We start from the raw sequence: 25935 nt of genomic DNA on the forward strand, positions 1-25935 counted from the left end.
ATGCGGATCAACGTCTCCCAGCCACGCATTCGTGAGCTGGTCGACCTATTGCTGACCGCCGCTCTCGCCGCCGTCGACCCCGCCCGTGCCGTCGCTCGTGCCATGACCCGGCGTGGGACCGAGTTGCGCGTCCACGAACACTGTTATGATCTTCGACGGTACCGCCGAATCGCGGTGCTGAGCGTCGGGAAGGCTGCCGCCCGCATGGCTTCCACCTGTGCAAATGTCCTCGGCGATCGGTTCACGGATGGTCAGGTGACGGTCCCCGCGGAGTTCCAGGCATCCGATGACCGGTTCATCATCCGGGAAGCCGGCCATCCTGTTCCAAACGTTGCCGGTCAGCGCGCCGCGACAGAGGCGCTGACTCTGGCGCAATCCCTCTCCTCGGCTGATCTCCTGATCCTTATGCTGTCCGGTGGCGCATCGAGTCTCTGGCCGGCGCCCCCACCCGGCCTGACGCTTGCCGACAAGCAGGCAACGACGCGCCTTCTGCTGAGGAGCGGAGCGACGATTCAGGAAATCAACACCGTCCGCAAGCATCTCTCCCTGATGAAAGGCGGCCGGCTCGCCGCTGCGACTCGCGCTACCGTCATCGCCTTGGTCCTGTCCGACGTGATCGGCGATGATCTCGGTACGATTGGGTCAGGGCCGACTGCTCCGGATCCCACGACCTATGGCGATGCGATCGCCGTCGTTCAACGGTATGGGCTGTGGAGTCAGATACCGCGTGCCGTGAGGCGCTACCTTCTTCGCGGACGGCAAGGCCGAGAGCCAGAATCTCCGAAACCCGGGGCACGATGCTTTCGAAGGGTGCAGAATGTGATTATCGGAAACAACCAGGCGGCAGCGGAGACCGTCGCGCGAGAAGCAAAGCGCCTCGGCTATCACCCCCTGATCCTGTCCACCTCGCTGATTGGGGAGGCTCGAAACGCCGCCATCTGGTATGGCGCAATGGCGAGGGAGATCACGAAACACGGTCGTCCGGTTCCACGACCCGCATGTGTAATCGGCGGCGGCGAACTGACCGTGACGGTGACAGGGCCAGGCCGCGGCGGTCGCGCCCAAGAGTTCGCCCTCGCGGCGGCCCGTGAAATCGCCGGCCATTCTGATGTATGGGTGGTTGCGTGCGGCACCGACGGCAAAGACGGCCCCACCGACGTGGCGGGTGCAGTCGTCAATGGCAGCTCGGTCCGATCGGCCTCTCGGTTGGGCCTGAACGCCGATGAATATCTTCGTGCGAATGATTCGTACCGTTTCTTTCGCCGCGCAGGCGGCCACATCGTCACCGGCCCGACGGGGACGAATGTCAACGACCTCTATCTGTTGATCGCACCATAGTCGCATGCCGCCCTATATCCTTCCCCTCGCCGAGTGCACCGACCCTCGACTGGTCGGCGGGAAAGCGGCCGGCCTCGGCCGACTCCTCGCCGCAGGATTTTCGGTTCCGGCCGGCATTTGCGTAACAACGCGTGCGTATCGCGACGTTCTCCATGCTGCCGGTATTGTGCCACCCCTCACGTCGACGCTGGAGGAGATCCACGATGCGGCCGTCGTTGAGGTCGCTGAAGGGATTCGAAATGCGGCGCTCCCGCCAACGCTCCTTCAAACGCTCGACGCCGCGCTCGATGGGCTTCCTTCACGCGAACATGGTCTCTGGGCCGTCCGCTCGTCCGCCACGCACGAAGATGCATCCGAGGCGTCGTTTGCCGGTCAGTATCTGACTCGCCTGGGTGTTCAACGGGACGAGCTGCCGCACGCCATTCGGCAATGTTGGGCATCATTATGGAAGCGCGCAGCCGTAGCTTACGCCGTACGTCGCGGCACCGTTGCAACCGAAGCCATGGCCGTCGTCATTCAACCGCTGCTGTCGCCTCACGCCGCCGGTGTCGCCTACTCGCATCATCCCGTGACAGGTGAGTCCGGTCACGTTGTTGTGAATGCCGTGCTCGGTCTCGCCGAACCGCTCGTCGCCGGCACGATCAGCCCCGACACGTGCACGGTCGATGTGGCACCTACGGGGCCGACCATTCTCCATCGAACAGTTGCGGATAAGCGAACGAGCCGACAGCCGACCGCCGCCGGTCTCGTGGACGTGCCTCTTCCGGCATCCGCTCGCCATGCCTTCTCGCTGACCGACGAGCAGGTCTTCGCGCTGACCCGCCTCATCAAGCAAGTCGAGGCGACCTTTGGTCGTCCGGTCGATATGGAGTGGGCCCTTGAGCATGACCACTTCTGGCTGCTGCAGGCCCGGCCCATCGCACGGCCTGATCGCAAAGCCCTGTCAGCGTCCTGTGTCTGGTCCCGGGCGAACTTCAAGGAGACCCTTCCCGATGTCCCGAGCCCGCTCGGCCTCGCGTTGCTCCATCAGTTCATGGAGAGGAACATCCTCCAACACTATCGACATCTCGGGTGCCGCGTTCCTGACGGCATGTCTTCGGTACGAGTGGTGAATGGACGGCCCTACATCAACGTGACGTTGTTCCAACATCTGCTGGCCCAGCTCGGAGGCGATGCCGCATCGGTGGTTGAGCAGATGGGGGGTCTACCGTCGCCGCCCCCGGTGGTTGACCGACTGCCCGCATTGGTCTTGATCCGCGCCTTCGTCCGGTTGAAATGGCGAATGTGGCAGGCGCGGCATCATGCGCACCGTTGGTTTGCCATCATGCAACGCATGGCGGAGACGGCATTTGCCATCAACGACGCGCCCCCAACCGAACTCTTGGCTCGCATGGAAGATTTCGGAATCCGGCTCCACCGCGGCGATCTGACCTTCGCGATCGTCTCGTCCGTCTCCGAGGCGTTCCTGCTGCTCCGGGTCCTTCTCGAACGACGGCTCGGGGCAGGGTGGCGATCGATTCTGAATGCCGCACTCCAAGGCGCGGGCAATGTGATCAGCGCGCGGCAAATCGATCTCTTGCGGCGGCTGGCCAACCTAGCACGAGCGGATGCGGCAGTCAGATCGGTTCTCCAGGATTCCTGTCGCCCGCTCTCAGAGATGCGCAAGCGCCTAGCGGGAACGCCCTTTCTCGAGGCCTTTGACCGTTACCTCGCCGAGTACGGCCATCGCGCGGTCGGCGAATCGGATGTCATGTCGCCTCGCTTCTCCGAGGACCCGACACCGCTCCTTGCCGTCGTCAGGGCCCACTTAGGAAGCCGTTCATCTGTCCCGAGCGACGCCTTCGCTCACCAACAGAACGCGATACGGCAGCAGGCGCTGGCCTCGATCAGGAGCGCGCTTGGGTGGCGGATTCACGAACGCATCTTTTTTCACTACTGGTACCGCCGGCTGGTCCAGTCGCTGGCGTTGCGCGAGGCAAACCGCCACGCCCTCATGTATTTCTCCACCGCCGTGCGATGCCTCGCGCGGCTGCTGGGTGCCCATTACGTCAAAGCCGGTTTCTTCGAGACCTCCGATGATATTTTCTTTCTCACCCCCGAAGAAATTCGGCGGCTGGTTGCCGGCACAACCGAAACTTTCGCCGATTTGGTGCGCGAGCGACGGGCGCAGCATCAGGCATATCAACGGCAACCTGCGCCGGATACCCTTCGAGACGAAGGCGGTCTCGCGGCGCCGGTCGCATCCTTCAGAAGCTGGCACGGCCTGACGTTGAGCGCCGGCATCGCGACCGGACCGGCTCGCGTCCTCCGCACGCCGGCCGATATGGCGGCGCTGCGCCACGGCGAGATCGCCGTCGTTCCCGTCATCGACCCCGGTATGGTCTCAGTTTTCGGGCTGGCCGCCGGCCTTGTCGCCGAGATGGGGGGCATCCTGTCACACGGCGCGATCATTGCCCGCGAGTACGGCCTTCCGGCTGTTGCGAACATTCCCGGCATCACGACAGCCGTCCAGGACGGCCACATCCTTCAGATCGATGCGGATCGCGGCGAAGTGTCGCTCTGCGTCACGACCGCAGCAGCGGCCCATGCACCCGTTTCTTGACGACCTCTGATAATTCCCGTATGGTGGCCGCGCATCTGGGGCCTGCCATGGTGTCTATTGATATTTCATCGGTGCTGGTCGGCCTAACCGCGGGCCTCGTCATCGGCAGCCTCATCGCAGCATTGGCTACAGCCGCCCGCATGCGAGCGCGGGTGCAGGGTCGCCTGATCGAATCGGCGGAACGCGCGCAACGGGCCGAAGTCGCGGCCGACGAATTGCGCAAGCAACTCACCGTCGAGCGGACCGAGCTCGTTCACGTCCGTGACGCGCTCACAGCGGCTCAGCACGCGCAGGCGGTCGCCGAAACCCGGGCCGCCGACGCGGCCCGAAGCATCGATGAGCAGAAGGCCCTCCTCGCGCAGGCGCGCCAAGACCTGGCGGATACCTTCAAAGCACTGTCCGGGGAAGCGCTTCGCACGAACAACGAAGCGTTTCTCGACCTCGCCAAGACCTCCTTCTCGGCGCTTCAAGCCGAGGCGAAGGGCGAACTCCTTCACCGCCATCAAGCTGTGGAGCAACTCGTCAAACCGCTGCACGACGCCCTCAAACGCTATGAGGACCACCTGCTCGCGATGGAACAGTCGCGGCAGTCGGCCTACGGTGGTCTGGATCAGCATTTGAAGCAGCTCGCGGAATCACACCAACGGCTCCAACAAGAAACTAGCAATCTGGTGCGGGCTCTCCGGGCGCCGAACATTCGCGGTCGCTGGGGTGAGATCACCCTCCGTCGCGTGGCCGAGCTCGCCGGCATGGTGGCGCACTGCGACTTCTTCGAGCAGGAGAATATCGCGACGGAAGAGGGTCGTCTCCGTCCCGACATGATCATCCGTCTCCCCGGTGGTCGCCACATTGTCGTCGATGCCAAGGCTGTCCTCTCCGCCTATCTCGACGCCCACGAAGCCGCCGATGACGCGCAACGCCAGGAACGTCTTCGCCGCCACGCCGCGCAGATCCGGACGCGCATGGAGCAGTTGAGCGGGAAGGCCTACTGGAACCAGTTCGCCCAAGCGCCGGAGATCGTCGTGCTCTTCCTGCCCGGTGAGCACTTCCTCTCGGCGGCGCACGAGCTCGATCCTACGCTGACGGAAGAGGGCTTCGCGCGCCGTGTGATTGTCGCGACACCCACGACATTGATCGCGCTCCTCCACGCGGCGGCCTACGGCTGGCGTCAAGAGCAATTGAGCGAACACGCTCAGCAGGCCGGCCAACTCGGCAAGGACCTGTACGAGCGGATGGGCATGTTGAGCGAGCATCTCGAATCCATCGGACAGGCGCTGGGGAAAAGCGTGCAGGCGTACAATCGAGCCGTCGGGTCGCTGGAAACACGGATTCTGCCCGCGGCAAGAAAATTCAAAGAACTGGGGATCGGCTCGGAGAAAGAGGTTCGGGTCCTGGAAGGCCTCGATGTGGCGCCTCGGTTGATCGAAGACAAGAAGGAAGGGGAACGGGATGAATCGAGAGCAGCAGATGGTCCATGAGTTTCATGAGACATTCGGCATCCTGGTGCACGGGCGGCCAAGCGTAGCTGATGAGCGGACACGACAACTGCGCGTCCGGCTCATCGAAGAGGAATTTGCCGAACTCCGCGAGGCCCTCGAGCACGAGAACTTGCCGTCCATCGCGAAAGAACTTGCCGATCTCCTGTACGTCGTTTACGGCACCGCTGTTTCGTACGGGATTGACATCGAGCCGGTCTTCCGAGAAGTACATCGCTCGAACATGAGCAAAGTCGGCGGCTACAAACGCGATGACGGGAAATGGGTCAAACCTGCTCACTACTCACCGGCGTCCGTCGCCCCGATCGTGGAGGAACAACGCTGCCGATAAGAACGACGTCCAGACGAGCGCTACAGGCTGCTGCACGATGACCACGCGCTGCGCACGATGCCGTGCAGGTGCGGCGCGGCTGGTCGCTCCGGCCGGCCTACTGGATCGATTACTTCGCCTGTTCTTTTTCCTTCCCTTCCGCTGCCAGGTGTGTACCACGCGCTTCCATCGCTTCTCGATCGCCGCCGCGCTTCAGCCGCAGCCTGAGGACAAGCGCGAATACCTCCGGCTGCTGACGAGTTTTCAAGCCGTCGTCGCGGGGGTCGATGGTCCCGCACCCGCGCGCGTGGTCGATCTGACCGTGGCCGGCTGTGGTCTGGAGACCACGACACCGATGGCCAAAGGCGCCTTCGTTCGCCTTCAGCTTCTTCCGCCAGAGGAGCAGACTGCGATTCGAGTGGAAACCGCGATTGTCCGCTCTCAACGGCCGGATGCGGTCGGGGTGCAATTCCTGGAATTCGCCGCGACCGATGCGCGTCGCTTGCGCGATTATGTGCACTCGCTGCTGACGCAGCCCAACCCGGCCGCGTTGGCCTAGCCGCCTATCACACACCGACGAGAAGATTGTCGATGAGGCGAATGCCGCTGAGGCGAATCGCGCCGAGCAGGGCGACGCGGCGCTCGATCCGCGCGACCGGCTCGAGTGACTCGGGATCGCAGACGGCAAGATAATCGATTCGAACGCGGCGCTCGCGTTTCAGCGTACCTTGCATCACGCGTCGAATCGTGTGCGCATCCCCCGTTCCCCTCCGTACCGCCGCCTCGCCGGCCTTGAGCGCCTGATAGAGGATCGAGGCCGCCTTTCGGTCTTCCGGCGTCAGATAGACGTTGCGCGAGCTGAGCGCCAGCCCGTCGGGCTCTCGAACCGTGGGGCAGACGATAATGCGGCCTGGGAGATTCAAGTCGCTCGCCAGGCGGCGCACGACCACGCTCTGCTGGTAGTCCTTCTGCCCGAAGAACGTTTGATCAGGCTGGACGAGGCTGAGCAATTTGGTGACGACGGTCGCGACCCCTTCGAAATGCCCCGGGCGCGCTTCCCCCTCCCATCGGCGTGACACGCCGGCCACGATCACCAAGGTTCGGTGATCGGCGTGATACATTTCCTCGCGTGGTGGAGCGAAGATGACATCGACCCCCTCGGCGCGACACATGGCAGCGTCACGGCGAAAGGGACGCGGATAGCGGTCCAAATCCTCGCCCGGCCCGAACTGCGTCGGATTGACGAAGATGCTGACCACGACGGCATCGCACGCGAGACGCGCCGCGCGGATCAGCGTACGATGGCCGTCGTGAAGAGCTCCCATCGTTGGGACCAGCGCTATGGTAACGCGCTCTCGCTGAAGCGCGCTTCTCCAGGCGATCAATTGGCGGACCGTTCGGATGGTACGCATCAAGACGGACGAGAGCCGGTACAGGCGGGCTTGGCGCCATACCGTGAGGCGGGTTGCGGCTCCAATCGCCGCACGACGGAAGAATCGGTCAGCGAGTCGAGCAGCTCACGAGCGGTTCGGCCGCTCACCGGATGACGCCAATCGGGAGCCAACTCGACCAACGGGACCAGTACGAACCGCCGTGTATGCAGCCGGGGGTGGGGCACGATGAGATCGGCGGTTTCAACTATTTCTGAACCGTACGACAAGACATCGAGGTCCATCGAACGCGGCCCACCCCGGCGCGCCTCATCGCGTCCCAACGCTCGCTCGATCTCGCGGCATATTTCCCACACGCGCCGAAGGGACAGCTCCGTCTCGATCTGGACCACTCCGTTGAGAAACCACCCAGTGCCGGGATTCGAGTGCTCATCGACGATCGGCTCCGTTTCATACAGCGACGACACCGCCACGAGCCTGGACTGTGGCAACAGGCCCAACAGGGTGACCGCCCGAGCGCACAGATCCACACGGTCCCCTTGATTTGAGCCAAATGCGAGAAAAGCGGTTACCGCCATAGGTTCGAGAGCCGGCTCACAATCCTACTTTCTCAAGTCGCTGGACCGCCTCTGCCAACCGCTCCTTGGACGTGGTGACCGTCATCCGAATGTAGCCTTCGCCCGGCTGCCCAAAGCCGTTCCCGGGCGTCGTCACGACGCCGGCCTTCTCCAGGACATGAGCCGTAAAGGAGGTCGACGTATAGCCTTTCGGCACGGTGACCCACACATAGAAAGCGGCGCGCGGTGTTTCCACTTCCAGCCCGAGCTTTCTCAGACCGGGAACCAGCACATCGCGTCGCTCCTGGTAAATCGCCCTGAGATCGTCAGTCACTTTCTCGTCAAGCTGGAGCGCCGCGATCCCCGCCTCCTGGACGGCCTGAAAAACGCCCGAATCCAAGTTGCTTTTCACCTTACCGAGTCCGGCCAGCACCTGCTTGTGGCCGACCGCAAAGCCGATGCGCCAGCCCGTCATGTTGTAGGTTTTCGAGAGCGAATGGAACTCGATGCCGACGTCCTTCGCGCCATCGACTTCCAAAAAGCTCGCGGGCCGCTGGCCGTCGAAATAAATTTCCGAATACGCCGCATCGTGGCACACAATGATCTGATGTCGCTGCGCAAAGTCGACCACGCGTGTGAAGAACTCACGGCCGGCGACGACCGAGGTCGGGTTGTTCGGCGAATTGATGAACATCAACTTGGCGCGTCCGGCGATGTCGTTCGGAATCGCCGTGAGGTCAGGCAAAAATCCGTTCTGCTTGAGCAACGGCATCACATATGGCACCCCTCCGGCGAAGGTCGTGCCCACAGGATAGACGGGATAGCCCGGACTCGGCACGAGCACGATATCCCCGGGGTCGACAAAGGCGAGCGGGATATGCCCGATGCCTTCTTTGGAGCCGATGAGGGTCAACACCTCGGTGGCGGGATCGAGGGAGACGCCGAACCGCCGCTTGTACCAGTCGGCGACGGCCGAACGAAAGGTCAGTAGCCCTTCATAGGATGGATACTGATGATTCTTGGGATTTGCCGCTGCGCGCTTGACCCGTTCGATGATCGGAGCCGGTGTCGGCAAGTCAGGATCACCGATGCCGAGATTAATGATGTCCACGCCACGGGCAATCGCCTTTTGCTTCATCTCGTCGATCGCGGCGAACAAGTACGGCGGCAGTGTTTTGATTCGACTGGCAACCTCGATTGGAAATCCGGCCATTCCCGCTGCTCCTTTCTCCGTCAGATCCCGTGACCCCGAAATCTGAGGCCTAGGGTACTGCACAGAAGTGCGGGGAATCAACGTCACGCACCCCGCGAGGAGGCCATCTGTCAAGCATCGCTATTCGCTCGTCTGCCGTGCGCTTCCGGTTGGTAGCGCTTTCCGTGACCGTCGGCTACAATGTTCGCGATGATTCGCCATATCAAAAGCGCCGATGATCTTGCGTGGCTGTTGCACCACACGCAGGCATTTCCCGGCGGCCATATCACTGAATTGCTGGTTCAGAAGCAGCGGATCTTCGATGAGTCGACCGCGCGTGAAATCACGGCGGGCACCGCCATCAGCGCCGTGATCCGCTATGACGTCGCCCTTCGGGGCATCGAGGGCTTCTACTCGGTGAGCCGGGTGGCGAAACTGACCATGAAGGGCGTGACGGATTTCTCGATCTTTGAACAGGAAGGGGCCGATTTTTCCGAGATCGCATCGCTTCACGCCGAAATTTCAGGCGGGCGCTTACGCTTTTGGTTCGACCCGGGCGGCGAACTGTACGTGATTTGCGATGAAGCGGTGCTCGAAGAAATTTCCCGGCCCGGCTCGGTCCGGCCGATTCGCAGCGGGATGACCGAGTGGACATTTCAAGCCGAAACCGGACAATTGCCGACTGCCGACTGGTTCCTCGAACAACTCGACCGGGCCGGCGTACCATGCGTGTGGCGGGAAGTTCGGCCACAAGCGCCGATACATCCCGGCATTCGCTGGACCGGCGTCTTTCTCCCCGCGTCGACGCACGGGCTGCCCGCAAGCGCCGGCGTCTCGATCCAAGCCTTCGGACCCCTCGACGGCTCGTGTTTCGGCATCACGCTGCGCGCGTCGGATCCTCATGAGGAGACGATCAGCCGACTGCTCGTCGCTCTGGCGGATGTCATTGCTCGGGGATTTTCAGGGATGTGCCTGGCCGGCAATCACGTGATGGAACGAGAGGAATGGCTGGGCGCCCATCACCTCGGACGGGACTTCTAACCCCGCTGCTTCTGCGCCTCATCCGCGTCCGCTAATGAGACCCCGCCACGGCCCCGTTCAAGGCCGCTTCGGCCTTCTGATTGACGCACTCCACCAGATGCCAGAACTTGAGCGGATTGACGCGCTCCTTCCGGGCGATTTGAAGCGACGTCCCTTCCAAGACGGTATTGAGGGAGAGATCGGTACGGAAGCCCAAGTGCTTGCACAGGGGAGAGATGACCTTTTCCACCGCCGCGATCAGCTTGTTGCCGTTGCTGAAATGATTCAGCATGATGATGCGGCCTCCCGGCTTGCAGACGCGGATCATTTCGGTGACGACCTTACGATGGTCGGGAACGGCAGTCACGACGTAGGCCGCCATGACGGTATCGAACGTATTATCCGGAAATTCCATCTGCCCGGCATCCATCCGCAGCAGCTCGACGTGCGTCAACCCGTGCGCTTCCATCCGCTTTCTTGCCTGCTCCAACATGCCGGTCGAGAGATCGATTGCCACGACCCGGCAGTGCTTCGGATAGAGCGGTAACGCCCACCCGGTCCCCACGCCGACTTCCAAGACATGCTCACCGGGCTTCACATTGAGGCGCCGCACCGCCGCCTCGCGTGAGTCGTTGAAGAACGGCCCGAAGATGTGATCGTAGACACCGGCATAACTGCTGTACACGCGTTCGACTTTTTCTAAATCCATATGTCCTCTCCCCACAAAACAGTCCCCCGAGGGCTCTCCGTGCCAGAGACGGTGACTGTCAATACACGCGAGTGGGAAACTGAACTAAGGCGGGAAACCCTATTGAAGCCGCCGGGAAGGCCCACCTGACGAAACGGTTCGTAATGTAGCGAAAGTACGTGATCGAGTCAACACTTTCTACAAGAGGAGTGTTGTCAGAAATGCCGCTTGTGCATGGTCGGTGCGAGCATGACACCCAACGAGCGTCGCGCGAGGAAGCTGCGATGCCAAACGAGAGTGTGATAACGTCACTGCGTGATCGCCGGCGTCTTCGGTACGCTTCTGTTTCTCGCGCTCGTCATCGCGGATTGGTTTCACTTCACGAGCTTGACGCCCTCCGCCAGCCACTACGGGTGTCCAGTGGCCCGCGTTCACGATCGTCTCGACGTGTCGCCGACCTGCTTCGGTCTGTATGGGTTTGACGCCCACGGCGTCCTCCAACTTTCGCACGGCATCGCGCGCCTCGCGAAGGCCGAACGCCGCATTCTGCTTCGCCCGCAGTACCACCTCTTCTCCCGGCGCTTTCGCACCGCGTGGCCGTTGAAGGGGACGATCGAATGGCAGGCCGACGGGGCAGGCACGCACGTGATCTGCACGAAGCGCGTGCCCTGGTCCTCCGCGATTCTGACGTTGGTGTGGTTTCTGCTCGTCGGGATGGGGACCCTCGCCTTTCTGGTCTCGTACATCAGCCAGGGCGGATTTGCGACTCTCAGCGGCGTCGCGATGGGTGTGGGCATTACGGCGATCGGCGCTGTAGTCCTCGCCTTTGGACTGATCATCGTCGCATTGGCCTACCGGCTCGAAGATCATCGCCTCATGCAGACATATACCGAACTGCGGACGTTCCTGAATGGCGACCCTGTCGGCACGCCGTGACGGGCCCTCTGCCGCTGAGCTTTAACGCTGTTACGGCCGGTAGGCTTCAAGGAATCTGGCCGTCACATCCGTCAACTGCCCGGTCTGATTCGTCCTGATGAGCCCGAGAATAATGCCGCGGTGCTTGAGATGGAGACCGGCAGCGCGAACGGCATTGAGGTAGGCCTTCCAGCGACGTGACTCGTCGCTAAGGACGCGCATCCGTTCATCGGGCTCCATCGACTGTAACGTGCCGCCGAGTGCCTGCAGCGCCTTTTCAACGGTATCGTACGGGGGAGCGAGATGGAGCGCGGCATAGAACTGCTCGAGCTGATGGCGAAGGTCCTCTCTCGCCGAAGAAATGTCGGAGACCTCTTTACGGCCGCCGGGTTCCATCCGCATCAAAACATCAAACGGATGTTGAAGGTCCCGACATAGTGAGTCGAGTGATACGCTCCGTTGATCGCCCCGGGGATGGCCACAGGATTCTGATTGCCGGCGACCGTCCGTGGCTCATACAAGGCAACTTGGTAGGCCAAGTCCAAACCAATGCTCTTCGGGGCGAGGGGATGGCCGCCGCTACACGGGATAACCGCGAAGAAACGACCGCTCCCCTTGCACAGTGTCCCCAGTCCGACGGCGATCAGATGTTGATCGGCATCAGGAACGGCAGGATTATACGACGCATCCGGAACGACGGCCTGTGCATGCCAATACCCGCTGCGTAACGCGACTTCCCATCCGGGGAGCTGCGGGACCTCCAACCATTTCCATTCGGTCCCGAGCATCACGGTATAGCCGCCGCGCCAGTTTTGCGGGAACAGAATCGTCGTGCCGGTGCCGAGATGCACATCGGTCGACCGAAAGGACTTCCAATCCGTATAGTCGACGTCCAATTCCAATTTCCACTCACGATCGCGCGTGCGCACGGGCCAGACCGCGAATCCCCCGGTGAACGACTGCGGCAATACGGCCGTTGTCGATGCACTCGTGATCCGCCCTCCATTGGCCAGAAAGTCCCCGGTCAGATGAAGCGTCGCCTGGCTGCGATAGACGAACCCGATATTTGCCAGCGGCTTGCCTTGCTCATTGCGAATTGGCGAATAGAGAACACTCACGTTAAAGCCCGCCGCGGTGTCTTTGCCGTTCAGCTCCAGAGGAGTGCCGGCCGGCGGCAGCCCCGGCCCGCCCGATGAGATGAGCTGCTGCACGAACGCGCCCGAGCTTCCGGGTATCCCCGTAAACGTATAGATGTCCGCTCCCAGGCCGATCGAGAGCCCGGGGAGTACTTCATACGCCAGGGTCGGCTTGATGTCGATCAACGGGAGCTGCTCCATCGTCACCGCGGTGGCGAAAGGGCTCGTGGTCGGATACTGGTAGACGAGGCCGAAAGGAACGGCGACCCCGATGCCGGCCGTGAACCCGCTGAGCCGTGACGTCGCGACATCGCCGAGATTCGCCGTTGCATAAAAATTGAACGGCACCGGAGACGCAACACTGTTACCGAAGTTTCCCGACGTCGTCACGCCGGTGGGGCTCGTGAACTGGGTCGACCCGCCGACGAACCAGGCCCCGCCGTAGAATTGCACGCCGCGGAGCTGAGTCATTCCAGCGGGATTGTAATGGATCGCCGAGGGGTCATCGGCCTGAGCGGTAAACGCGTTCGCCTGGGCTGATGCTGCCGAGCCCTGGTTATAGAGGCGGAACGCCGAGGGTTCGGCAATGCCGGTCTTGACGAGCAGAACGGCGAGGGCGGTGAGGAGTGCAAAGGACAGTCGGCAGCATCGACGACCTTCGCGGTTCCGGATCGGACCATTCGGCCGTGGCAGCATCGGGGCGGGATAGTAGCACGAGTTGGGATAGTGCGTCGAACGGTCGGCTTTGACCCGAGCCACTTGGGCCTGGAAAAACCCCGTAGATTTAGCCCGCGATTAGTGGTATTCTGGGCCGCCATTTACCGGACGAGGGCTGAACATGAATCCCTCTGCTGCCGTCTTTCCTGACCATATCTTCGAGGAGCTCAGCAAGCGAGAGCTGCGTGACGTTCTTGAGATCAGCCACTACATTGCGCGCACACGGACAGTCGACGATGTCACGTTGGTCTTGCACAAGATCCGAACCTCCTTCGAATTTCCCCAGGTCATCGGCGGTCTCGCCCAGGTAGACGCGCAGGGCCGCTTCCGGCAGTACACGAAAATCCTCAACATCAGTTATCCCAACGATTGGCTGTACGTCTATGCCAAGAACGGCTATGCCGAGGTGGACCCGATCTTCGTCTCATTGATGCGGGCGCCCGGCGCCCATGTCTGGGCACACACCTACGAGGGGGCCAAGGCGCCGAAGCAACTCGCCTTCATCGAAGAAGCCAAAGGGTTCGGGGTGGACAATGGCGTGAGCGTCAGCCAACACGCGGCTGATCAAGGCGTGATCAGCTTCTTTTCTTTTGCGGGCGCCGAGGCAGGCGTCCCACAGCGATACGTCCCGTTGGTGCACTATCTCACCGATCAGCTTCACGAAGTGCTGCTCCATCTGGCGCCGAGCAATCCGCCGAACGTCACCGCGCCGCTGACATCACGGGAGCTGACCGTATTGAACTGGGTGAAGCTCGGCAAGACGAATGCGGAGATTGCGGTGATCATGGGCATCTCGGAACGGACCGTTCGATTCCATGTCGAACGGATCTTTGTCAAACTCGACGTGACCGCCCGCGCGCAAGCCGTCGCTTGCGCGATCGAACTCGGTCTCCTACCCGCTTAGTCTTTGGCGCGATAGAAACATTCGGCCGGCAGACCGTCCACGGTGACGCGCCAGACCTACCAACCGGCCATGGCAGAGTACACCGGAAGCAGTGTCGCGCAAGCGACTTTCCCTTCCTGTTTTTGGCGCGATAGAAACATCTGTCCGGCAGACCCGCCACCGTGACGCGCCGGAGTACCGACCCGGCTTGGCCCACCAACGCCGTAAGCAGTGTCGCGCGGCGCGACACAATTTTGTCCAGATAGGAACATCCAGGCAGCACTGCACTACGCGTCATGGCACATGCCGCAGTCTTTTTATCGTCCAAAAATTAGGATCTAAGTCGCGCCCCGCGACACCGCTTCCAGCGTGCGTCGGCACTGCCGGTCGGTAACTCTGGCGCGCCACCGTGGCGAGTGTGCCGTATGGCGGTTCCTGTCGCGCTAAAGTCATGCGGCCGCCGGCGCCTCGCGTGGTGGTTCGGGCTCCGTGGTCGTCATCCAATGGAGAAACGCCGGCCGCTGTACCGCGTTCAACGATCGGAAGTGCTCCAAATCAAGAAGTGCGGCGCGTGACACGGTATTGCCGGGAGGCATGATGACCGCGGGGCCGATCGGCACGCACGGAAAGCCCAACATACGGGTGACACGCAAGAAATTTTGCTCGACCTCCAAGTAACAATACCGGACATCCTGATTGAGACACCATTGATACATACCCTTGAAAATTGCTCGCATCACCGACAACGACTCACCACGCCGGCGAAGTTCCGGCGCCACCGCCAATCGGGTAATTTCCATCGTATCCGGCTCTGTCCGGATCACGTGATCTTCGCTGACGAAGCACCGGAATTCCCGCTCGAGCATGAACGGTCCGGGCCCCGGTAAGATCCGCGCCATGCCGACAAGCTCGGATTCCTGTCCCCAGACAGCAATCGTCACGCCACGGCGATCGTAGTCATCGATCTCTAACCCATCCACGCGGCACGCCACCCATCGCAGTTCTTCTGCGAATACCCGATGGCGCAATCGAAACGCCGCTCGGTGCTCCGCATCGCTCTCAACCGTCTTGATGAGATACGGCCCCTCCTGAAACTGGACACGTTCTCTCGCTCCCGTCTCCACCATTGCCGTTTCCATCTCTCCCTCCCCGAAAAGGTCCGGTGCAGAAGTCGCGGGCAGAATCCCCCGGATTTCGTCTGCGTGTCACCTGGCGGATCCGCCAGGTGCCGCTCGGGCGGACTCGCGCTATGTTTGTGCGACAGAACGGAGCGGTCCAAGAGAGCGCGAGATCAGGACACACCGAATCTTCAGATGGAAGGCGTACATGATTGACGAAATGAACAATGGCAACAGTCGGCAGCCGCCGGGGCTCGGCGTCCACGTCACTGCGGGAGAAGTCTGGCTCAAATTCACCCCCCTCACGGGACCAAGGGGGATGCTGAACCTCGAAGCGCTCGTCGCCGCCTGTGGCGACTACCTGCTCCGTCCCGACGTCAAAGCCGCCATTTCAGCTTGGTGTCGTGAAACCCGAATCGGGCACGCGTTGGACTTGTTCACGGATGACACGGTGCGACGATCTGATCACACAGGGTAGAGGTCTTTACATGGCCACACGAGTACAGATGCTCCACACCGAACCGCCTGCGCCCCGTGTGGCGCGGTTGAACCATACCCGTCCACCTCGGCGCAACCGCGCCGCACCATCGCTGGAGGCACGGCTGCATCAACTGGAAGAGGAACGCGAGCGGATCAGCCGCGATCTCCATGACAGCGTGCTGCAATCCCTCTATGCCGTGGGGTTGAAGCTGCGCGCGTCCAAACTGCTGAATCCTGAGGCTCCTACCCGCGCGATTGAGCACCTCGAGCAGGCGGTCGCGCAGCTGGACGAAGCCGTGGAAGAGCTGCGAGGGTTCCTGCGCGCCGATTTGAGGCACGACCGGGTCGCGGAATCGGGGCTTGAGCGCGGGCTCCGGTCCCTGGCGCTCTCGATGACCGCCGCGAGCGGGGTCACGCCGCACCTCTCGTTCCATCCGCTCGCCGAACAGCTTCTGCCACGGCAACATGTCCGCGAGGTGCTGCACATCGTACGGGAAGCCATCAGCAACACCATCCGGCACGCACAGGCGACCGATCTGCGCCTCACGGTCGAAGTCCTGCACGACCGTCTCCGGATTGAAGTTCAAGATAACGGCACCGGCTTTCGGCTCCATCGAGGGACGCGCCCGGGGTTCGGCTTACGGAATTTGACTGCGCGCGCCGAACATATCGGCGGCCGCCTCCGCATCGTCTCAGCGCCGTGGCGCGGGACGCGCGTGGTCTTCGAATGGCCGGGGGTTTCCCAATGATCAAACACAAAACGCTCTCGCTCGTGATCGTCGATGATCATGAAATCGTCCGGGTCGGACTCCGGACCATGCTCGAACTCGTCCCCGGTCTACAGGTCGTAGGCGAAGCGGGAACTGGCGCGGACGCGCTGACCGTCGTCCAACGGCTCCACCCTGAGCTGGTGTTGCTCGACATTCGCCTGCCCGATATGAGCGGCGTCGACCTCTGCCGGCATATCATTTCGGCGGCGCCCGGCACCCGCGTCCTCTTCCTGACGAGCTATGCCGACGATGAGACGGTCCTCGACGCGGTGCTTGCGGGAGCGCAAGGGTATGTGGTCAAGGATATCAGCAACAAAGCCTTGCTCAACGCCATCCAGACCGTGGCAGCGGGGAAATCGTTGCTGGACCCGCAAGTGACCGCGCACACATTGTCATTCATCCGAGCGCGCTACGGCGTTGGAGGGCGTCAGAAAGCAGTCTCGCTCTCGCCGCAAGAGGAACGGGTGCTCAAGCTCGTCGCCGAAGGGCAGACGAACAAGGAAATCGCCGCCACTCTGAAGCTGAGCGACAAGACCGTAAAGAATTATCTCGCCAACGTGTTCGACAAATTGCACGTCACGCGCCGTTCGCAGGCCACCGCGGTCTACTTAAAAGCCGCCAAATAGGCCCGGACGGCGGCGACCCTCATGGCCGAGAGGGACATCGTCCACCGATGCACCGACGCACGGTGCGAGTGACACCAGCCTCGCCTTGACCGCCCTCACCGCCTTCGCTATTCTGGGCCGACCCGCACGGCCATGCTTCGTCGTTACATCACCTGGATCGTCCGCCACCGGCTTCTGGTCATTCTCGCGTCCGTCGCCCTGTCGCTCTTCTTTGCCACGCGCATCGGCAATCTCAAGGTCATCGTCGATCCGAACGACAGCCTCCCGCAGGAACATCCCTACGTCGTCGCCACAAACGAGATCGAGCGCATCTTCGGCGGCCGGAATCTCGTCGTGATCGGCGTCGAGAGTGTCTCCGGCGATGTATTCCAGCCGCCGGTGCTGGACAAGCTTGCCCGCATCACCGACGGGCTCTTGGAAATCCCGGGCGTCGTTCGCAGCAACGTTATGAGCTTGTCCGCCCGCAAAGCCAAGGACATCGTCGGCACCGAGGAGGGCATGCAGGTGCGGCCACTCATGGAGACGCCGCCGCGCGACCCGGCGGAACTCGCCGAACTCAAGCGCGCCCTCTACGCGAATCCGATCTACGTCGATTCCATCGTCTCGAAGGATGGTCGGATGGCCGTCGTCATCGCGGATTTCAAATTCGGTCCGGAGCTCCACGGCTATCGCGCGATCAAGGAGCGGGTGGAATCGGTGATCGAGCCGCTCCGCGACCCCACCGTTCGTATTTATCTGAGCGGCATCTCGATCAACCTCGCGTGGCTGGAAATTTACTCCGAGCGCATGGGGGTCCTCTTTTTTGCCGCCCTCGCCGTCATCATGGTCATCCTGTATACCTCATTCCGCTCGTTTCAAGGGATGCTCGTCCCGATCGTCACCTCGCTGATGAGTGTGATCTGGGGCCTGGGCGTGATGGGGCTGCTCTCGATTCCGATGGATACCTTCAACGCCACGACCCCTATCCTGATCATGGCCGTCGCGGCCGGGCACTCGGTGCAAATTCTCAAACGGTATTACGAAGAGTACGGACGCTTGCGCGACGCCCAGGCGGCGGTCATCGAATCGTTCGTGAAGATCGGCCCGGTGATGGTGACGGCCGGCAGCATCGCCGTCGTGAGCTTTCTCGCGCTCACCGCCTTTCCTACGCTGACGATCCGAGTCTTCGGCGTGTTCACGGCCATCGGCATCTTATCGGCGATGATCCTCGAAATGAGCTTCATCCCGGCCTTTCGCTCTTTCCTGTCGGCGCCGCGCGGTTTGGAAATGGAACAGGAGCGCCGCGCGAACTGGCTCGATCGCCGCCTGCTGGCCCTGGCCCGGCTCATCAGTGAGCGTCGATGGGCGCCTCTCTTCGGCACGCTGACCGCCGGGTTGGCGCTGCTCATCGCCGGTCTCCCGCTCATCACGATCGACAACAGCTTGAAGGGGAATTTCTCGCCCGATAGCCCCGTGCGCGTCGACGATGTCCCGCTCAACCGCGGGATGGGCGGCACCAATACGCTGTATCTGTTGGTCCAGGGACGGGAGCCGGACGCCATCAAGGAGCCGGCGGTGCTGCAGGCCATGGAAGCCGTCCAACGTCGGTTGGAAACGCGGTATGCGGTCGTCGGCAAAACCCAGTCGCTCGTCGATTTCCTTCGTAAAATGCATCGCGCGATGAACAGCGATGATCCCGCCTTCGATCGGCTTCCTGAGAGCCGGGACCTCACGGCGCAGTATCTGTTGCTCTATTCCATGTCCGGCGATCCCGGCGATTTCGACACCTATGTGGATTACGACTATCGGTCCGCGGTCATCTGGGCCTACCTGAAGACGGACAGCACGGCCGCCATTGAAGCGATCATCCGCGAGCTTCGGCCGTTCATCGCTCAAGAATTCCCGGCCGACTACACGGTGAGTATCGGCGGCGGCATGGCGCAAGGGGCGGCGCTGAACGATGTCATGGTCGCGGGGAAACTGCTCAACATCGGCGTGATCGCCGTCAGCATTTATGTCATCTCGTCGCTCGTCCTGAAATCGGCCGTCGCCGGCCTGTTCGTGCTGATCCCGCTGGTCTTGGCCGTCATCGTGAACTTCGGCATCATGGGCCTGACGGGAATCCGGCTGGACATTGGCACGTCGGCCGTCTCGGCGATGGCGGTAGGGGTCGGGGCCGACTACGCGATTTACGTGATCTACCGGTTCCGGGAAGAGATGAGCCGGCAACCCGATGAACCCGCCGCGATCGAGAGGACGTTGGCGACGGCGGGGAAAGCCGTCGTCTACGTCGCGCTGTCCGTTGGCGCGGGGTATTCCGTCTTGATGTTGACCGGGTTCGGCATGCACGCGCGACTTGGCTTCCTGGTGGCCACCGCAATGGCCATGAGCTGCCTCGCCGCTGTGGCGGTCCTCCCCGCGATGCTCGTGCTCACGCGTCCGGCGTTCGTGTTCTCTTCCGCGCACCTCTTCGGCACCCGTCTGGAACGCGCGACCCCGCCCGGCGCGCCGGCGTGACGGCGAGCCCCCGTAACGGAAAGGAGCAATCGTGCGGCGCACATCGATGTCCCTCTCATCATCCCTCGCCCTCCTGAGCGTCCTCATGCTCATGACACACGGTCAGGCAGAGACGGGCCAACCGACCGGGCGCGAGATCATGGAGAAGAATTTTTACGCCGCCAAGGTCCGGCGCCTCACCAATGAGAGCACGATGACGCTCATCAACGACAAGGGCCAGCAACGGGTCCGGAAAATGCGCAGCGTGTCGGTGCTGCAGCCGAACGGCATCGACAGCAAGCTCATGATCCGCTTTCTCTATCCGGGCGACGTGCAGGGCACGGGGTACTTGCAGATCCAGCATTCCGACGGCGAGGACGATATGTGGATTTTTTTGCCGGCGCTCAAGAAAGTGCGCCGCCTCGTGGCGAACAATAAGAAGGACAGCTTCGTGGGCTCGGATTTCTCATACGGCGATATCCTGCTCCCGGTCGTCGATACGTATCAGCACCGGCTTCTTCGCAGCGAGGCGCTCGACGGCGAGGACTGCTATGTCGTCGAGTCGGTTCCCTCGACCGATCAGATCAAAAAAGATTACGGCTACGCCCGCCGCGTCGCGTGGATCCGGAAGAGCAATTTCATGGAGAAGAAAGTGGACTACGACGATGCCGCGGGACGTCCACTGAAAACCCAAGTGGTGCCGCAGGTGAAGGAGGTAGACCCCGAACTGCACCGGTGGTGGGCGCTCCGTCGAGAAGTCATCAACCACCAAACCGGCCATCGGACGACCTTAACGTTCGAAGGGCTCGATGCCACCAAACCGGTGCCGGACGATTTCTTTACGCCTCGGTATCTGGAACGGGAGAAATGAATGGACGCCGCTACGGAGCGGGGCCGACGATCGGTCCGTTACTCGCTGTCGCGCTGCTGTTCCTTCTCGCGGCGATCCCTGCGATGGGCGCCTCGCGCTCGACCAAGCCACCGGTAAAGCCGTCCGCACCTGCCCAAGCACCCGCGGCATCGCCGGCGCAGCCGGCGCCTTCTGAAATCCAAGGGCCGCCGCCCCCTCCGCCGGCGGCCCCGTCGCCGCCATCCGCACCGGCAGCCGCATCGCCTTCACAAGGGATACCTAGCACGTCACCCGAGATTCAGGGACCGCCCACGCCTACACACGATCCATCGGTCGAGACGCCCGCCCCCGCAACGCCGATGATCGAGGCCGAGCTTGAATCTATTGCCGCACCGTCCGGTGAGGAGCCTTCGCGCTGGCGGCGTTGGATCGAAGAAGCGGGAATCGGCGGCCACGGTCGCTTTGACTACTATTCGGCCTCCAAGCGCCTCGATAACAATCACAGCCTCCCGGGCTTCACCCTGCAGCCGAAGGCGATGCCGAAGTTCGGATCCTGGGGGGATGCGAAAATCGAAGGCCGTTTCACCGATCAGGATGTCAGCAGCGGACGCGAGCCCAGGCAAGGCCGGCTCTTGGAAGCATACACGAACCTCTACTTCGGATCGGTGGACGTGCGCATCGGCAAGCAGATCATCCCGTGGGGGCGCGCCGACGCCTTGAACCCGACGGACAACCTCACGCCCAAAGACTTCACGGTGCTCTCTGCCCGCGACGAGGAAGACCGCCGCACCGGCACGTTCGGGATCAAGACCAACTATTACAGCGGGCCTTATACGCTCTCGTTGATCTGGCTCCCGCTGTTCAATCCGAACACGATTCCGATCGCACGGCCTCCGGGATTCCTGATTACGGAAGAGAAACGCAACAGCGGAGCGGGGCCGGATCAAGGATTCGCCATCAAGCTGGACCGCACGGCCGGCGACCTCGATTGGTCCGTCAGCTACTACCAGGGCTTGGATGTCTTTCCCGTTGGCCGGCCGGTCACCACGACCGAGGCCGTGCTGATCCACAATCGGTTAAACGTCATCGGCGCCGACTTCGCGAAGCCGATCGGGCGCTACGGACTTCGCGGCGAAGCCGCGTACGTGCAGACGCAAAATTTTTCGGGCACGGATCCCATCATCAAGTTCCCATTCTTCTATTACGTTCTCGGGATCGACCGGGACATCACCGACGACCTGAACATCAATATCCAGGCCTATCAACGGCTCATCATCAACTGGCACGACCGCTTTCAGATCCAAGACCCGCTGCTCCGGAACATCGCCACGCTCAACGTGATCTTCAATCAACAGCAGGACCGCTACCAGGAAGGCCTGACCGGCCGCCTCAAAGCCACCTGGTTCAACAAGACGCTCGAAGGCGAATTGCTCGGAGTGTTCAACGCCAATCGCACCGACTTTTTCCTGCGCCCTTCGCTCACCTATGCCTTCACCGACGTGTGGAAGGGCTACATCGGCTGGGACATCTTCAACGGGCGCCGCGAATCGTTCTTCGGACGCCTGGAGCCCACGACGTCCTTTTTCGTCGAACTCCGCGCCACACTGTAAGGCCGCTGTCCGGCGGCGCTGTGCTATCATGCGCGACCATGGCCTCACTCCTGCCCAATAGTGACCGCGACCGCCTGAAGGCGACGGCAATCTCTGCCGCCACGGCGGCGGGGACCATCGTGCAAGACTACGCGCGGACCGGGTTTCGCGTCAGCCACAAGGACGTCGTCAATCTGGTCACCGATGCCGATCGGGCGGCCGAACAGGCGATCGTCGAAGCCATCCGAGCCGTCTATCCGTCCCATCGCATCTTGGCCGAGGAACGCGGGCGCGAGAACAAGGGAGAGTCGCCTTATCAATGGGTCATCGACCCGCTCGACGGCACGACGAACTTTGCCCACCGCTTTCCCGTCTACTGCGTCTCGATCGCGGTGGAATACCAAGGGGAGATGATTCTGGGTGTGGTGTACGATCCCACGCGCGACGAACTCTTCGTGGGGGAGCACGGGCGCGGCGCCACCCTCAATGGGCACCGAATCCACGTTTCCACCACCGAGGCGCTGAATGGCGCGCTCGTGGTCACGGGGTTCGCATACGACGTCCGCCGCAGCACGCACAACAATCTCGATTATTTCTCCCGCTTCGCGCTTCGCGCGCAGGGCGTCCGGCGCACGGGGGCGGCGGCGTTGGATCTCTGTTACGTCGCGGCGGGCCGCTTCGACGGCTTTTGGGAGATGAAGCTACATCCGTGGGACATGGCGGCGGGGACGCTGATCGTCACGGAAGCAGGCGGCCGGGTCACGGACTTTCACGCCGGGCCTTTTTCGATCTATGGAACGGAATTACTCGCGAGCAACGGCGCGATTCATGCGGCGATGGTCGAGGTTTTGACCAAGCGCGAGGAGGACTAACCCACGTCGGCGAAGACGCGATCGTACTCTTCCTTCAGAATCTTGTAGCACTCGCAGGAGACGGCCTGGAGTCCCGCGCGATCGATGATCTTGATCTTCTTGCGCCCGTAGACGATCAAGCCGGCATTCTGCAATTTCCGCGTGACGAAGCTCACGCTCGGCCGGCGCACGCCCAGCATTTCGGAGAGAAACTCCTGCGTGAACAGAAACTCACTGCTCCGCGACCGATCCTGCATGGTGAGCAGCCACCGTGCAAACCGCTTTTCGGCAGAATGCAGGCTGTTGCAGGCACCGGAGCGGGAGATTTGGGTCAACAGCGCGTGAGTGTACTGGGTGAGCAGCGTATGGAGCGGCCCGACTTCGCCCGCCTCCGCTTTGAAGACTTCGGAATCGATGCGCAACGCCTGGCCGGCCGCCTGCACCACGCCTTTCGCAACGGCCGTATCGACTCCCAAAAATACCGGGATGCCGACGACGCCTTCATTACCGATCGAGGCGATCTCCACGCTCGCCCCGTCTTCCATCACGCTGATCATCGAGATGACGGCCGAGGCAGGAAAGTAGACGTACTTAATTCGGTCTCCTTGTTCGTAGAGCACCGCGTTGTCGGCGAGCGAGACGATTTCGAGGTACTGGAAGAAGTCTTTTCCGCCCCGGACGGCCAAGGCCGCGAGCAGGCGATTGCGGAGTTCCACCGGAGGGATGTCGTGCCGTGCCATAAAAAAGTAGGCCACTTTAGGCTAAAGGGTTGGAAAATGTCTGTTCGGTCCATTACAACCGCGCCGTGCGGCGCGTTGACCGTCGTAGCGCAATTACGCAATTACGGCAGGCGGCCGAACAGGGCGTCACGCGTTCAGATCGATGACGACGCGTCCGCGAATCTGACCGTGCAAAATCGAGCGGCTCAATCGAGGCACGTCGCTCAGCGGGGCGACTTGAGTGATTGTGCGGAGGACCTCGCGAGGAAGTTCGGCCGCGAGACGGCGCCAGGCGGCGAGTCGGTCTTCTCGGGGTGTGCTACTTGAGGCAATGCCGATCATCGCCACGCCGCGGAGCAGGAATGGGAAGACGGTGGTGTGCAGCGCGCTGCCGCCCGCAAGGCCGCACACGGCCACACCGGCCCTGCGTTCCAACGTTCGGAGAATCGTGGCGAGCGTCTCGCCGCCCACCGTGTCGATGGCGCCACTCCATCGTTCGTGTTCCAACCCCTTGTTGCTGGAGGAGGACAACTCCGCGCGATCCAGAATCTCCTGGGCACCCAATCCCTTGAGATACTCGTGCAGCTCGCGGCGGCCGGTCGACGCCGCCACCCGATACCCGCGCGCCGCAAGGCACGCGATCGCGAGACTCCCGACGCCGCCGCCCGCGCCGGTGACGAGGACGGGACGCTCGGTCTTGCGCATGCTCCGCGCTTCAAGCGCCATCACGCTGAGCATGGCGGTCAATCCCGCCGTCCCAATCGCCATCACATCCTTCAACGTGAGACCGGCCGGCAGCGGCAAGAGCCAGTCTCCAGGCAGACGCGCGGCTTGGGCGTAGCCCCCCCAATGTTCTTCGCCGAGTCCCCATCCCGTCGCAATCACTTCATCACCGGGCTTGAAAGACTCCGACCGAGATTCAACGACGACACCCGCGAGATCGATCCCCGGCACCATCGGATAGCGCCGGATCACCTTCCCGCCTCCGGTGACCGCGAGGCCGTCCTTGTAGTTCAGGCTGGAGTAGCGGACGGACACGAGCACCTCACCTTTGGGGAGGTCTGCGGTCGTGACATCCCGAATGGCTGCCTCTACGCCCTTGCCTGTGGATTCGACGACAAGGGCCTTGATCGATGTGTCTTTCCCCATCATGGACTAGGGCACGAGCACGATCTTGCCGTATGCGCCCGGCTGCATGAGCAGCTCATGCGCCTCAGCGGCCTGAGCCAGGGGGAGCGTCCGACCGACGACCGGGCGGAGCACGCCGCTCTCCAATCCGGCGTACAAGCCCGCATGCGTGCGCCGCATCTCCTCGTCGCTCGCGTTGAACAACAACATCCCGAGGATCCGGGCATCGCGGACCATCGCCTCGCGCGGATCGATCGACACCGAGCCCCGGCTCCCGATGACGACCACGCAGCCCTTGGTCACGAGCAACCCGAGGTCCTGCGCCAAATTCACGTTGGCCAACATTTCGAGCACGACGTTAACGCCGCGACCACCGGTGATTTCGAGAATCCGATCGTGATACCTCGGTCCGCGGTGATCGATCACGTGGTGCGCGCCTTGCTCGCGCACCAGCTCACGCCCGCGCTCGGATCCCGCCGTGCCGATGACCGTCATCCCGGCCGCTCGGGCGATCTGCAGCGCGGCGAGGCCCACGCCGCCGCTCGCGCCGTGGACAAGCACCACATCGCCCGGGCGCGCGTGCGCGTAGTGAAACAGCGCGCGGTACGCCGTAGCGTACGGGATGGCTATAGCCGCCCCTTGTTCATATGAGACAGCCGGCGGGAGCGGATAGACCTGCGTCGCGCGACACAGCGTGTGGTCGGCATATGCACCGGTCAGCGTCCCGGCGGTATAGACGCGATCACCCGGCTTCATGCCCGTCATACCCGGCCCCACGGCCACCACGCTGCCGGCCGCATCGGTGCCCGGCGTGTAGGGCAGTGCCGGCCGATTGGCATACAGCCCCGCTCTGATGTACGTGTCGACCGGATTCACGCCGACGGCATGGATGCGCAGCAAGACCTGATCGGCTCCGACAGGAAGATCAGGAATCTCTTCCAGCCGCATGACGGAAGGAGCGCCAAATTCATGGACGCGTATCGCCTTCATCACCTTCCCTCTCGCCGTCACCAGTCTTCAATGTCCGACTTTGCCGTCGCGTTTCGGCCCTCGCGGCGCTTATAGTACTGTGATCACCTGGAGG

25 protein-coding genes are annotated in these 25935 nt (G+C 62.4%); 15 read left to right on the forward strand and 10 right to left on the reverse strand.

Translation table 11 applies throughout. From position 1 onward, the window contains the following. Genes AC1U7K_RS17260 through AC1U7K_RS17280 form a run of 5 tightly spaced genes read left to right on the forward strand, consistent with a single transcriptional unit; the run spans window position 1 to window position 6305 of the window. Window positions 1-1338, forward strand: coding sequence for a glycerate kinase type-2 family protein (locus AC1U7K_RS17260; protein ID WP_480252962.1), 1338 nt, complete (start codon window positions 1-3; stop codon window positions 1336-1338). A 4-nt stretch (window positions 1339-1342) separates the two neighbouring features. Next, on the forward strand, window positions 1343-3940 hold the full coding sequence (locus AC1U7K_RS17265; protein WP_480252964.1) for a PEP/pyruvate-binding domain-containing protein: 2598 nt from the start codon (window positions 1343-1345) through the stop codon (window positions 3938-3940). A gap of 47 nt (window positions 3941-3987) precedes the next feature. Further along, a complete protein-coding gene (locus tag AC1U7K_RS17270; protein ID WP_480252965.1) occupies window positions 3988-5418 on the forward strand; it encodes a DNA recombination protein RmuC in 1431 nt (476 codons plus the stop codon). Beyond that, the gene (locus tag AC1U7K_RS17275; protein ID WP_480252967.1) at window positions 5390-5767 is read left to right on the forward strand and encodes a pyrophosphohydrolase domain-containing protein; all 378 of its coding nucleotides are present in this window, start codon (window positions 5390-5392) and stop codon (window positions 5765-5767) included. The genes AC1U7K_RS17270 and AC1U7K_RS17275 overlap by 29 nt, the downstream gene beginning before the upstream one ends. A gap of 37 nt (window positions 5768-5804) precedes the next feature. Further along, the gene (locus AC1U7K_RS17280) at window positions 5805-6305 is read left to right on the forward strand and encodes a PilZ domain-containing protein (protein WP_480252968.1); all 501 of its coding nucleotides are present in this window, start codon (window positions 5805-5807) and stop codon (window positions 6303-6305) included. Between the two features lie 7 nt (window positions 6306-6312). On the opposite strand, the gene panC is transcribed toward AC1U7K_RS17280, so the two are convergent. From panC to AC1U7K_RS17295, 3 genes are read right to left on the reverse strand one after another with little or no spacing between them, the layout of a single operon-like run. Then, on the reverse strand, window positions 6313-7158 hold the full coding sequence (gene panC / locus AC1U7K_RS17285; RefSeq protein WP_480252970.1) for a pantoate--beta-alanine ligase: 846 nt from the start codon (window positions 7156-7158) through the stop codon (window positions 6313-6315). Then, complete coding sequence (folK, locus tag AC1U7K_RS17290) at window positions 7158-7715, reverse strand: 2-amino-4-hydroxy-6-hydroxymethyldihydropteridine diphosphokinase (RefSeq protein ID WP_480252971.1); 558 nt, start codon at window positions 7713-7715, stop codon at window positions 7158-7160. Before folK ends, panC begins: the two co-directional genes overlap by 1 nt. Before the next feature lie 16 nt (window positions 7716-7731). After that, the gene (locus tag AC1U7K_RS17295) at window positions 7732-8907 is read right to left on the reverse strand and encodes an LL-diaminopimelate aminotransferase (RefSeq protein WP_480252973.1); all 1176 of its coding nucleotides are present in this window, start codon (window positions 8905-8907) and stop codon (window positions 7732-7734) included. Between the two features lie 189 nt (window positions 8908-9096). Between AC1U7K_RS17295 and AC1U7K_RS17300 the strand changes: the two genes are divergently transcribed. Then, window positions 9097-9927 (forward strand): hypothetical protein, encoded by an 831-nt coding sequence (locus AC1U7K_RS17300; RefSeq protein WP_480252975.1) that lies wholly within the window; start codon window positions 9097-9099, stop codon window positions 9925-9927. A gap of 31 nt (window positions 9928-9958) precedes the next feature. Here the strand turns inward: AC1U7K_RS17300 and AC1U7K_RS17305 are convergent, their stop codons facing one another. Further along, complete coding sequence (locus AC1U7K_RS17305; protein ID WP_480252976.1) at window positions 9959-10615, reverse strand: class I SAM-dependent methyltransferase; 657 nt, start codon at window positions 10613-10615, stop codon at window positions 9959-9961. Window positions 10616-10909: 294 nt separating this feature from the next. Between AC1U7K_RS17305 and AC1U7K_RS17310 the strand changes: the two genes are divergently transcribed. Next, entirely contained in the window at window positions 10910-11530 is a 621-nt protein-coding gene (locus AC1U7K_RS17310; RefSeq protein WP_480252978.1) for a hypothetical protein, read from the forward strand. A 30-nt stretch (window positions 11531-11560) separates the two neighbouring features. On the opposite strand, the gene AC1U7K_RS17315 is transcribed toward AC1U7K_RS17310, so the two are convergent. After that, complete coding sequence (locus tag AC1U7K_RS17315) at window positions 11561-11911, reverse strand: hypothetical protein (RefSeq protein ID WP_480252980.1); 351 nt, start codon at window positions 11909-11911, stop codon at window positions 11561-11563. After that, window positions 11911-13404: an OmpP1/FadL family transporter gene (locus AC1U7K_RS17320; protein ID WP_480252982.1), complete on the reverse strand. Its 1494-nt coding sequence runs from the start codon at window positions 13402-13404 to the stop codon at window positions 11911-11913. Before AC1U7K_RS17320 ends, AC1U7K_RS17315 begins: the two co-directional genes overlap by 1 nt. Window positions 13405-13483: 79 nt before the next feature. Here AC1U7K_RS17320 and AC1U7K_RS17325 point away from each other — a divergent pair, with 79 nt between their 5' ends. Continuing rightward, window positions 13484-14266 carry a helix-turn-helix transcriptional regulator gene (locus tag AC1U7K_RS17325; protein ID WP_480252984.1) on the forward strand — a complete coding sequence of 261 codons (783 nt, stop codon included), beginning with the start codon at window positions 13484-13486 and terminating at the stop codon, window positions 14264-14266. A gap of 428 nt (window positions 14267-14694) precedes the next feature. Here the strand turns inward: AC1U7K_RS17325 and AC1U7K_RS17330 are convergent, their stop codons facing one another. Next, the gene (locus AC1U7K_RS17330; RefSeq protein ID WP_480252985.1) at window positions 14695-15384 is read right to left on the reverse strand and encodes an acyl-homoserine-lactone synthase; all 690 of its coding nucleotides are present in this window, start codon (window positions 15382-15384) and stop codon (window positions 14695-14697) included. Between the two features lie 187 nt (window positions 15385-15571). Between AC1U7K_RS17330 and AC1U7K_RS17335 the strand changes: the two genes are divergently transcribed. From AC1U7K_RS17335 to AC1U7K_RS17365, 7 genes are all read left to right on the forward strand, one after another. Next, complete coding sequence (locus tag AC1U7K_RS17335; protein ID WP_480252987.1) at window positions 15572-15841, forward strand: hypothetical protein; 270 nt, start codon at window positions 15572-15574, stop codon at window positions 15839-15841. Between the two features lie 10 nt (window positions 15842-15851). Continuing rightward, entirely contained in the window at window positions 15852-16592 is a 741-nt protein-coding gene (locus tag AC1U7K_RS17340) for a sensor histidine kinase (protein ID WP_480252989.1), read from the forward strand. Next, a complete protein-coding gene (locus tag AC1U7K_RS17345) occupies window positions 16589-17239 on the forward strand; it encodes a response regulator (protein WP_480252990.1) in 651 nt (216 codons plus the stop codon). The genes AC1U7K_RS17340 and AC1U7K_RS17345 overlap by 4 nt, the downstream gene beginning before the upstream one ends. 132 nt (window positions 17240-17371) lie before the next feature. After that, window positions 17372-19735, forward strand: a complete 2364-nt coding sequence (locus tag AC1U7K_RS17350; RefSeq protein WP_480252992.1) for an efflux RND transporter permease subunit — start codon at window positions 17372-17374, stop codon at window positions 19733-19735. A gap of 31 nt (window positions 19736-19766) precedes the next feature. Further along, complete coding sequence (locus AC1U7K_RS17355; protein WP_480252994.1) at window positions 19767-20585, forward strand: outer membrane lipoprotein-sorting protein; 819 nt, start codon at window positions 19767-19769, stop codon at window positions 20583-20585. Continuing rightward, window positions 20582-22174 carry a hypothetical protein gene (locus tag AC1U7K_RS17360; RefSeq protein ID WP_480252995.1) on the forward strand — a complete coding sequence of 531 codons (1593 nt, stop codon included), beginning with the start codon at window positions 20582-20584 and terminating at the stop codon, window positions 22172-22174. Before AC1U7K_RS17355 ends, AC1U7K_RS17360 begins: the two co-directional genes overlap by 4 nt. A gap of 38 nt (window positions 22175-22212) precedes the next feature. After that, entirely contained in the window at window positions 22213-23025 is an 813-nt protein-coding gene (locus AC1U7K_RS17365; protein ID WP_480252996.1) for an inositol monophosphatase family protein, read from the forward strand. Here the strand turns inward: AC1U7K_RS17365 and AC1U7K_RS17370 are convergent. The 3 genes from AC1U7K_RS17370 to AC1U7K_RS17380 form a co-directional block, all read right to left on the reverse strand. After that, window positions 23022-23744: a Crp/Fnr family transcriptional regulator gene (locus AC1U7K_RS17370; protein WP_480252998.1), complete on the reverse strand. Its 723-nt coding sequence runs from the start codon at window positions 23742-23744 to the stop codon at window positions 23022-23024. The two genes, AC1U7K_RS17365 and AC1U7K_RS17370, sit on opposite strands and share 4 nt — an antisense overlap. Window positions 23745-23870: 126 nt before the next feature. Beyond that, complete coding sequence (locus AC1U7K_RS17375) at window positions 23871-24875, reverse strand: MDR family oxidoreductase (RefSeq protein WP_480252999.1); 1005 nt, start codon at window positions 24873-24875, stop codon at window positions 23871-23873. 3 nt (window positions 24876-24878) lie between these two features. Next, the gene (locus AC1U7K_RS17380) at window positions 24879-25841 is read right to left on the reverse strand and encodes an NADPH:quinone reductase (protein WP_480253001.1); all 963 of its coding nucleotides are present in this window, start codon (window positions 25839-25841) and stop codon (window positions 24879-24881) included. Window positions 25842-25935 lie beyond the last annotated feature (94 nt).

The organism is Nitrospira sp. Vd2, assembly GCF_979581665.1.

Excerpts from the sequence above, each read along its gene's own strand:
- AC1U7K_RS17260 (WP_480252962.1), top strand. The coding sequence starts at position 1 with ATGCGGATCAACGTCTCCCAGCCACGCATTCGTGAGCTGGTCGACCTA.
- AC1U7K_RS17265 (WP_480252964.1), top strand. The coding sequence starts at position 1,343 with ATGCCGCCCTATATCCTTCCCCTCGCCGAGTGCACCGACCCTCGACTG.
- AC1U7K_RS17270 (WP_480252965.1), top strand. The coding sequence starts at position 3,988 with ATGGTGTCTATTGATATTTCATCGGTGCTGGTCGGCCTAACCGCGGGC.
- AC1U7K_RS17275 (WP_480252967.1), top strand. The coding sequence starts at position 5,390 with ATGAATCGAGAGCAGCAGATGGTCCATGAGTTTCATGAGACATTCGGC.
- AC1U7K_RS17280 (WP_480252968.1), top strand. The coding sequence starts at position 5,805 with ATGACCACGCGCTGCGCACGATGCCGTGCAGGTGCGGCGCGGCTGGTC.
- panC (WP_480252970.1), bottom strand. The coding sequence starts at position 7,158 with ATGCGTACCATCCGAACGGTCCGCCAATTGATCGCCTGGAGAAGCGCG.
- folK (WP_480252971.1), bottom strand. The coding sequence starts at position 7,715 with ATGGCGGTAACCGCTTTTCTCGCATTTGGCTCAAATCAAGGGGACCGT.
- AC1U7K_RS17295 (WP_480252973.1), bottom strand. The coding sequence starts at position 8,907 with ATGGCCGGATTTCCAATCGAGGTTGCCAGTCGAATCAAAACACTGCCG.
- AC1U7K_RS17300 (WP_480252975.1), top strand. The coding sequence starts at position 9,097 with ATGATTCGCCATATCAAAAGCGCCGATGATCTTGCGTGGCTGTTGCAC.
- AC1U7K_RS17305 (WP_480252976.1), bottom strand. The coding sequence starts at position 10,615 with ATGGATTTAGAAAAAGTCGAACGCGTGTACAGCAGTTATGCCGGTGTC.
- AC1U7K_RS17315 (WP_480252980.1), bottom strand. The coding sequence starts at position 11,911 with ATGCGGATGGAACCCGGCGGCCGTAAAGAGGTCTCCGACATTTCTTCG.
- AC1U7K_RS17325 (WP_480252984.1), top strand. The coding sequence starts at position 13,484 with ATGAATCCCTCTGCTGCCGTCTTTCCTGACCATATCTTCGAGGAGCTC.
- AC1U7K_RS17330 (WP_480252985.1), bottom strand. The coding sequence starts at position 15,384 with ATGGAAACGGCAATGGTGGAGACGGGAGCGAGAGAACGTGTCCAGTTT.
- AC1U7K_RS17335 (WP_480252987.1), top strand. The coding sequence starts at position 15,572 with ATGATTGACGAAATGAACAATGGCAACAGTCGGCAGCCGCCGGGGCTC.
- AC1U7K_RS17340 (WP_480252989.1), top strand. The coding sequence starts at position 15,852 with ATGGCCACACGAGTACAGATGCTCCACACCGAACCGCCTGCGCCCCGT.
- AC1U7K_RS17345 (WP_480252990.1), top strand. The coding sequence starts at position 16,589 with ATGATCAAACACAAAACGCTCTCGCTCGTGATCGTCGATGATCATGAA.
- AC1U7K_RS17350 (WP_480252992.1), top strand. The coding sequence starts at position 17,372 with ATGCTTCGTCGTTACATCACCTGGATCGTCCGCCACCGGCTTCTGGTC.
- AC1U7K_RS17360 (WP_480252995.1), top strand. The coding sequence starts at position 20,582 with ATGAATGGACGCCGCTACGGAGCGGGGCCGACGATCGGTCCGTTACTC.
- AC1U7K_RS17365 (WP_480252996.1), top strand. The coding sequence starts at position 22,213 with ATGGCCTCACTCCTGCCCAATAGTGACCGCGACCGCCTGAAGGCGACG.
- AC1U7K_RS17370 (WP_480252998.1), bottom strand. The coding sequence starts at position 23,744 with ATGGCACGGCACGACATCCCTCCGGTGGAACTCCGCAATCGCCTGCTC.
- AC1U7K_RS17375 (WP_480252999.1), bottom strand. The coding sequence starts at position 24,875 with ATGATGGGGAAAGACACATCGATCAAGGCCCTTGTCGTCGAATCCACA.
- AC1U7K_RS17380 (WP_480253001.1), bottom strand. The coding sequence starts at position 25,841 with ATGAAGGCGATACGCGTCCATGAATTTGGCGCTCCTTCCGTCATGCGG.